This window comes from Synergistaceae bacterium (assembly GCA_017443945.1).
GTDB lineage: Bacteria > Synergistota > Synergistia > Synergistales > Aminobacteriaceae > JAFUXM01.
Window position 1 is genome coordinate 20,087 of record JAFSXS010000038.1, and the last position, 7,100, is coordinate 27,186.

Sequence of the window (7,100 nt, forward strand, 5' to 3'; positions counted from 1 at the left end):
AAAAAATTTTTAGTGCCGTTATGCGGGCCCCGTTTTCTTGCGCTCTTTCCCCGCCCGTAACTAGCAGTAATAGATTCAAGAAAGGAGAGAAAATAAAATTGGCAAATAATAATTCCAAGTCAGTAACGCTTGAGAACATCAAAAAAATTTTCTGGGATCCTCAAACAAAGCAGAATGTTGCAGCAGTCGGGGGAGTCTCGTTCAAACTTGAGCCGGGCGAACTTGTAACGCTTTTAGGGCCTTCAGGTTGCGGGAAGTCAACAATTTTGCGAATGTTATCGGGATTTGAGCAGCCTACTTCAGGAAAAATTATGATCGGCGACGTTGATGTAACAAACATGCCACCTAACAAGCGCGATACAGCAATGGTCTTCCAGAGTTACGGATTATTCCCTCATATGAACGTATCACAAAATGTAGCTTACGGGTTGAACCTGCGCAAAGTTCCCGCAAAAGAACGCGACGAGAAAGTGCAAAAATTTCTTGAGATGGTCGGACTCGGTCAAATGGGTTTACGTCCGCCGTCGAGGTTGTCAGGAGGTCAGCAGCAGAGAGTCGCACTCGCAAGAAGTCTTATAGTTGAGCCGTCAGTGTTGCTGCTTGATGAGCCATTATCGAATCTTGACGCGCTTTTACGTGAGCAGATGAGAGTCGAAATTCGCCGCCTGCAAAAATCTTTAGGCATTACAGCAATGTACGTTACTCATGACAGAGTCGAGGCCATGAGCTTGTCAGATAGAATTATTGTCATGAAGAAGGGCTTTATTGAGCAAATCGGGACTCCCAGCGATATTTATAGAGATCCTGTGAACACTTTTGTAGCGGGCTTTGTCGGTAAAGTTGCATTTTTCCCGTGCGAGGTGAAGAGCGTTGATGATTCCTGCTGCGTTGAGATAAAGGGCAAAACTTTTAACGCTCCACGATGGAATAAAGATTTAAAACCTGGCGACAAGGCTTTAATAATGGCACGTCCTGAGTCTTTGTCTATAAGCGAACCGGGCGAAGGCGTTGAAGACGGCACAGTAACAGCAAATATTTATCTGGGCAACAGTGTCGAGACGTGGGTACATACAGATTTGGGAAATGTCCTCGTTCAAATTGATAATCCCGACGTTAAAAAAATTTGGGCTGAGGGCGAGAGAGTCTCTTTATCGTTTGACCCTGCATTGACAAAGATTCTTGCTGACGATTTAGAGAGAGAGTAAAAAATTTTATTGCCGGGCGGTGTTGTGCTGTCCGGCTTAATTATTTATTGCAGATAAAAATTTTTGCACGATAAATTAAGTTAAATTCTTGTTGACATGTCTGCATTTACTACAATATACTCAAACCAACACAAAATCTAATTTATTCAATATTATAAATAGGAGGAACACTTATGAAAAAATTGCTTGCTGTTGTAGTGATTCTCGTTATTGCGTTAAGTTCGTCCGTAGCATTTGCTGATTATCCGGACAAGTCTTTAACTGCTATTTGTCCGTGGGGTGCTGGCGGCGGTACTGATTCATGTCTTCGCGCATTTTGTCAGGCACTTGAGAAGCAGCTCGGACAGACTATCGTTGTTGATAACAAAACCGGTGCAGGCGGTGTAACAGGTCATGAAGCTATTGCAGACGCAGATCCGGACGGTTATACGTTTGGCATGATAACATTTGAATTTGTTACGTACAAGGCGCTTGATGTTTCTGACTACAAATCTTATGTAAATTATGATCCTCTTTGCCGTCTTAACGCAGACCCCGCCGGAATTACAGTTAATAAAGCATGGGCAGAGAAAAACGGCATTAAAAACTTGAAAGATTTTATCACATATTGCAAGGCTCACCCCGGTGAAGTTCGTATGGGCGGTTCATCTGCAAATTCGGTGTGGCACATTGCCGGCGGTTATTTCATGAATGTTGCAGGAGTTCAGCTTAAAATGGTTACTTATCCTGACGGGGCAGCTTCAGCAGTTCAGGCAGCAGCACAGGGCGTTGACATTGAGGGCGTAACTGTTTCTCTTGCAGAAGCGCGTTCATTCATTGAGTCCGGAAATCTTATATGTCTTGGACTTATGGCCGAGAACCGCATTAACAATAAAGTATTTGGCGACATTCCAACATGCAAAGAACAAGGAATCGACGCTTTTTACTCGACATGGCGCGGGCTTGGACTTCCGAACGGTGTAGATAATGCAATACGCGCGAAATTAGCAGAAGCCTGCAAAGCTGCTGTACAAGATCCCGATTTCATAAAGTACATGACAAACGCAGGACTCGGAATTGCATATCTTGACGCAGCAGATTTTAAAGCGTTCCTTGAGCAGCAGGAAGAGAAAGACGTTCCCGAAGCTATGAGAGCCGCCGGAATTGATTTCTAATGACGATTAATTTATTAGGTGGGTGGGCGTGTCCTGCCCATTTTTTATTTTATGATAAATAAGGATGTGAATTATTGTGAAGAGGACTCAAACAAAGGCTTTTGCGAGTTTGGTAAGTTCAATAATTTTGCTGATATTTGAAGTATGGGCATATGTTGAGACTACAACTTTTAAGGTTCATAGACGTGCATTTGTCCAGCCTGCTACTTTTCCGCAGATTATGATTATAGGCATGTTTATTTTCACTGTGATATTATTTTTGCAGTCCCTCATGAAAGTAACGCGCGGAATGAATGAAGACGATTACGAAAACGCTATTGCAGCGAGTATAAATCCTTTCACAAATAAAGGTGTAGCAGCTGCATTTTTTGTCGTGATTCTGTGCGTCTTATACACATATTTATTTGATAAACTCGGTTACGTGCTTGTTTCTGCGTGCATAAGCATAATTATAATGTGGCTAATCGGAAAACGTGATCTCAAAATAATTATCCCGATTTCTATAATAGTGCCGCTGATTATGTGGTTTATCTTCTACAAGCTATTAACTGTAAATATTCCTATGGGCGTGCTTCAACCTCTGCGCGATTTCGTAGACAAAATTTAAGGGGGCTTGAACATGAATTGGAGCTTATTATTTGAGAGTTATGTAAATGTTTTCTCAAGCGTTCAAGTTATCGGCATGACGTTTTTGGGTGCGTTGGGCGGGATTCTTTTAGGTGCTGTACCCGGAATGACTGCTACTATGGGAGTTGCGCTGTTAATTCCGTTCTCGTTTGGAATGGATTTAATTCCGTCAATTGGTTTATTGTTGGGAATTTATTGCGGAGGAATGTACGGCGGTTCGATTTCTGCGATTCTTATTCATGCGCCGGGGACTCCGAGTGCAGCTGCGACACTTTTAGACGGTTATCCAATGTGCCAGAAGGGTCAAGCGGGCAAAGCTCTATCAATTGCGATGTTTGCTTCATTCTGCGGTGGTGTCTTGGGTGCTCTGGTTATGACGTTTTTGTCTCCGTTAGTTGCTCAAATGGCAATGAAATTTACGAGTGCAGAAATGTTAATGCTTGCTTTCTTTGGGCTCTCGGTTATCGTTTCAATTTCCGGAAAATCAATCGCGAAGGGTTTAATTTCGGCGTTTTTCGGACTCTTGCTTGCGACAGTTGGTCAAGATCCTACATACGGCGCGAAGAGATTCGTTTTTGGGTTCCGTCCGCTTTTGTCTGGATTCTCATTTATTCCGACGTTAATCGGCTTATTTGCTATTGCGGAAGTAATTGCGGGCGTTGAGAGAATTATTACCGGCGAAGAGAAGCAGCAGAAGTCAGAAGAAAAAATTACAAACGTTTTGCCAGACCTCAAGACAATTGCTCAAATATGGCCTAATATTATTTCAGGCGGAATTATCGGAACATTTATCGGCGCGATTCCTGGTGCAGGCGGCGACATTGCTGTATTCGTCTCTTACGGATTCAATAAGAGTACGTCAAAGCACCCGGAATTATGGGGAACAGGAATCCCAAACGGTGTAGCTGCGACTGAATCTGCAAATAACGGCTGTTCGGGCGGTGCTATGATTCCATTGCTTTCTTTAGGTGTGCCGGGAGATGCAGTAACTGCGGTTTTATTGGGAGCGTTCATAATGAAGGGCATTCAACCAGGACCGATGATGTATGTAAATGAGCTTCCGACAGTTTATCGCGTGTTTGCGGCTCTTATGCTTGCGAACTTGGCCATGTTAGTTGTAGGTTGTGCGGGCGTGAGATTCTTTGCAAAAATTGTTTCCGTCGAGAAAAAAATGCTTTATCCCATTATTCTTGTAGTGTCGCTCTTGGGTGCGTTCTCGATAAATAAAAATATTTTTGACGTGGGAGTATGCGTTTTATTCGGCGTGGTTGGTTATCTCATGAATAAATTTGAATTCCCGCTCTCACCAATTTTGCTGGCATTGATTCTCGGACCTATGTGCGAACAAAATTTTGTGCGGTTTGTTGACGTAAACAACGGAAATTTCTGGGAGATTCTGAATCGTCCAATAGCTGTAGGGTTCTTCCTTGTGTCTGTAGCTACGATTTTATTCTCGATTTATAACCAGCGCAAAATCAACAAGAGAGAGGCCGAGAACAGGAAAAAACTAGCCAATCAATAATCGCCAAATTAGACAGGCGTGTGAATAAATCCGCGTCTGTTTGTTTATATTTATACATGAAGGGAAATAGATTTATTGCGCACAGAGATTCATTTATTAGACATTCAAGACAAGTTAAATTCTCCAGTAACAAAATATCTCGATTATTTCTCGCCCGAACGCCGTAAAAAAATTCTGCGCTATAAATTTCTATCAGATCAAAACCGTACTCTATGGGCCGAACTTCTCGCGAAAAAATTAATTGCTGACTTAACCGGCAAAAAATTTCAAGACATTATCATAAAGCGCGACTCAAATAATAAGCCCTATCACGAAAATTTTTATTTCAGCCTCTCACATAGTGCTAACTGGGTTGCGTGTTCAATCGGCAGCGAAATTAACGGCGTTGACATAGAGTTTATTTCTTCACGTGCAAAATTAGAAATTGTTAGACGCTTTTATTTACCAAATGAATACAACGCGATAAAATTTTTACATGATAATAATAGAGACTGGGAGCGAAAATTTTTTGAGTACTGGACTCTCAAAGAAAGCTGCTTAAAATGTTTAAATCTTCACGACTGGAGCGGTGTTGACTGCGAGAAATTATTATCCTGCCGTGAAAATATTGCAGGACGAAATTTTTCCCTGAATGATTTAGTAGTCGGCTGCTGTACAGTTAAAAACTTTTTGCCCGAGTCTATAATTATCGAAGGAGGGATAAATTTGTAAATGGCAAAATATATTTTCAAACGTGTATTAGTGAGCATTATTACACTTTTTGTAGTGATTACTATTACATTTTTTATGATGCAGGCGATTCCCGGCGGCCCCTTCACTGATGAGAAAGCTATTCCCGATTTTGTGCTGGAAAATATGATGAATCAATACGGACTCAATGATCCCGTTTACATTCAGTACGGCAGATATTTATTAAACGTGCTTAGACTCGATCTCGGCCCGTCATACAGATATGAGGGAATGACAGTAAATGAAATTATCGCTGAAAGTTTCCCGGTCTCGTTTATAGTCGGAGGTCTTGCATTAATTATTTCGCTGCTTATTGGAATACCGGCGGGGGTAATTTCTGCTTTGAAGCGCGGAAAATGGCAGGATAGACTCTCGATTATTTTTGCGACTCTGGGCGTAACTATTCCGAGCTTTATAATTGCTGCATTGCTTGTGTATATTTTTGCGTGGCGGCTGGGCTGGGTTACTGTAGGATTCTGGGAAGGATTATCAACTGCAATTTTGCCTGCTTTGACTCTTGCGTTGTATCCGGCGGCGTTTATTTCGCGTTTAGTGCGTTCCAGCATGCTTGAAGTATTGAATCAAGATTATATCAGGACGGCATACTCTAAGGGCTTGAAAAATTTTGCGGTGATTTATATTCATGCTCTGAAGAATGCAATTATACCGGTCATAAGTTATTTGGGGCCTCTTACAGCAGGAATATTAACAGGCAGCTTTGTAATTGAACAGGTTTACGGCGTTCCCGGTCTTGGTACATTTTTCGTGATGAGCATAAACAATCGCGATTATACAACTATAATGGGCGTTACGATATTTTATAGTGCGCTGCTGGTAGTATTTAACTTGATTGCTGACTGCTGCATGGCACTTGTTGACCCGCGAATAAAATTGCAGTGAGGTGAATAAACATGTATGATTTTACGCCTTTGACGCTTGAAGAGAGACGAGAGTCAGAAAATTTCAGGCCTTCAATAACTTACTGGCAGGACGCATGGAATAGAATCAAGAGAGATCCATTAGCTTTATTCGGGCTTGCTGTAATTGGTGTTATGATATTGCTAGCGATTTTCGGGCCGTTTTTCTCAAGTTATGAATATGACACAATGAATTTTTTCGAGCAGAACGAATCGCCGAGCATGAGACATTTTTTCGGGACTGACATGTTTGGGCGTGATTTATTTGTTAGAATTCTTTATGGTGCGAGAATTTCTCTTGCTGTAGGGATTCTTGCGAGCTTTATAAATTTATTTATCGGTGTTATTTACGGTGGTATTTCGGGATTTTCCGGCGGTAAACTTGATAATTTCATGATGGGAATCGTTGACGTTCTTTACAGTGTGCCTGTTATGATTTATGTAATTCTGCTAATGGTCGTAGTAGGGCCGGGACTCAAGAGTATATTTATAACACTCGGCATAGCATATTGGGCACCGATGGCGCGAATAGTGAGAGCTGAAATTTTACGCCTCAAGAACGAAGAATTTATTTTATCTGCCCGCGTTTTAGGAGCTTCACCGGCTAGAATTTTGCTGCGTCATTTGATTCCTAATGCGATGGGGTCGATTTTAGTTACACTTACATTTTCGATTCCGGGCGCAATTTTTACAGAAGCGTTCTTAAGTTTCGTGGGCTTAGGTGTGAGTGCTCCGATGGCGAGTCTTGGCATGTTGTGCAATGATGGAGTAGGCGCATTATTAGTGTATCCGTACCAATTATTTTTTCCGGCGGCTGCGATTTCTATAATGATACTTGCATTTAACTTTTTGGGCGACGGCTTGAGAGACGCGCTAGACCCCAGACTTAGGAAGTAGGAGGTATTTATGAGAGGTACAGTAAAAACCTTCAACAGTGAACGGGGAT

Annotated in this window: 7 protein-coding genes; all 7 read left to right on the forward strand. The window is 41.9% G+C overall.

What is annotated here, in order from left to right; all coding sequences use genetic code 11:
• The first annotated feature begins 20 nt into the window (after positions 1-20).
• The 7 genes from IJT21_04040 (at position 21) to IJT21_04070 (ending at position 7,051) form a co-directional block, all read left to right on the forward strand.
• Positions 21-1,205 (forward strand): ABC transporter ATP-binding protein, encoded by a 1,185-nt coding sequence (locus IJT21_04040; protein ID MBQ7577423.1) that lies wholly within the window; start codon positions 21-23, stop codon positions 1,203-1,205.
• 173 nt (positions 1,206-1,378) lie between these two features.
• On the forward strand, positions 1,379-2,359 hold the full coding sequence (locus IJT21_04045) for a tripartite tricarboxylate transporter substrate binding protein (protein MBQ7577424.1): 981 nt from the start codon (positions 1,379-1,381) through the stop codon (positions 2,357-2,359).
• 76 nt (positions 2,360-2,435) lie between these two features.
• A complete protein-coding gene (locus IJT21_04050) occupies positions 2,436-2,966 on the forward strand; it encodes a tripartite tricarboxylate transporter TctB family protein (GenBank protein ID MBQ7577425.1) in 531 nt (176 codons plus the stop codon).
• 12 nt (positions 2,967-2,978) lie between these two features.
• A complete protein-coding gene (locus IJT21_04055; protein ID MBQ7577426.1) occupies positions 2,979-4,508 on the forward strand; it encodes a tripartite tricarboxylate transporter permease in 1,530 nt (509 codons plus the stop codon).
• A 75-nt stretch (positions 4,509-4,583) separates the two neighbouring features.
• On the forward strand, positions 4,584-5,219 hold the full coding sequence (locus IJT21_04060) for a 4'-phosphopantetheinyl transferase superfamily protein (GenBank protein MBQ7577427.1): 636 nt from the start codon (positions 4,584-4,586) through the stop codon (positions 5,217-5,219).
• Complete coding sequence (locus IJT21_04065) at positions 5,220-6,137, forward strand: ABC transporter permease (protein MBQ7577428.1); 918 nt, start codon at positions 5,220-5,222, stop codon at positions 6,135-6,137.
• Positions 6,138-6,148: 11 nt separating this feature from the next.
• Entirely contained in the window at positions 6,149-7,051 is a 903-nt protein-coding gene (locus IJT21_04070; protein MBQ7577429.1) for an ABC transporter permease, read from the forward strand.
• The last annotated feature ends 49 nt before the right edge of the window (positions 7,052-7,100 follow it).

What these genes read in the sequence shown, in the direction of transcription:
- IJT21_04040 (MBQ7577423.1), top strand. Translation starts at nt 21, where the DNA reads ATGCGGGCCCCGTTTTCTTGCGCTCTTTCCCCGCCCGTAACTAGCAGT.
- IJT21_04045 (MBQ7577424.1), top strand. Translation starts at nt 1,379, where the DNA reads ATGAAAAAATTGCTTGCTGTTGTAGTGATTCTCGTTATTGCGTTAAGT.
- IJT21_04055 (MBQ7577426.1), top strand. Translation starts at nt 2,979, where the DNA reads ATGAATTGGAGCTTATTATTTGAGAGTTATGTAAATGTTTTCTCAAGC.
- IJT21_04065 (MBQ7577428.1), top strand. Translation starts at nt 5,220, where the DNA reads ATGGCAAAATATATTTTCAAACGTGTATTAGTGAGCATTATTACACTT.
- IJT21_04070 (MBQ7577429.1), top strand. Translation starts at nt 6,149, where the DNA reads ATGTATGATTTTACGCCTTTGACGCTTGAAGAGAGACGAGAGTCAGAA.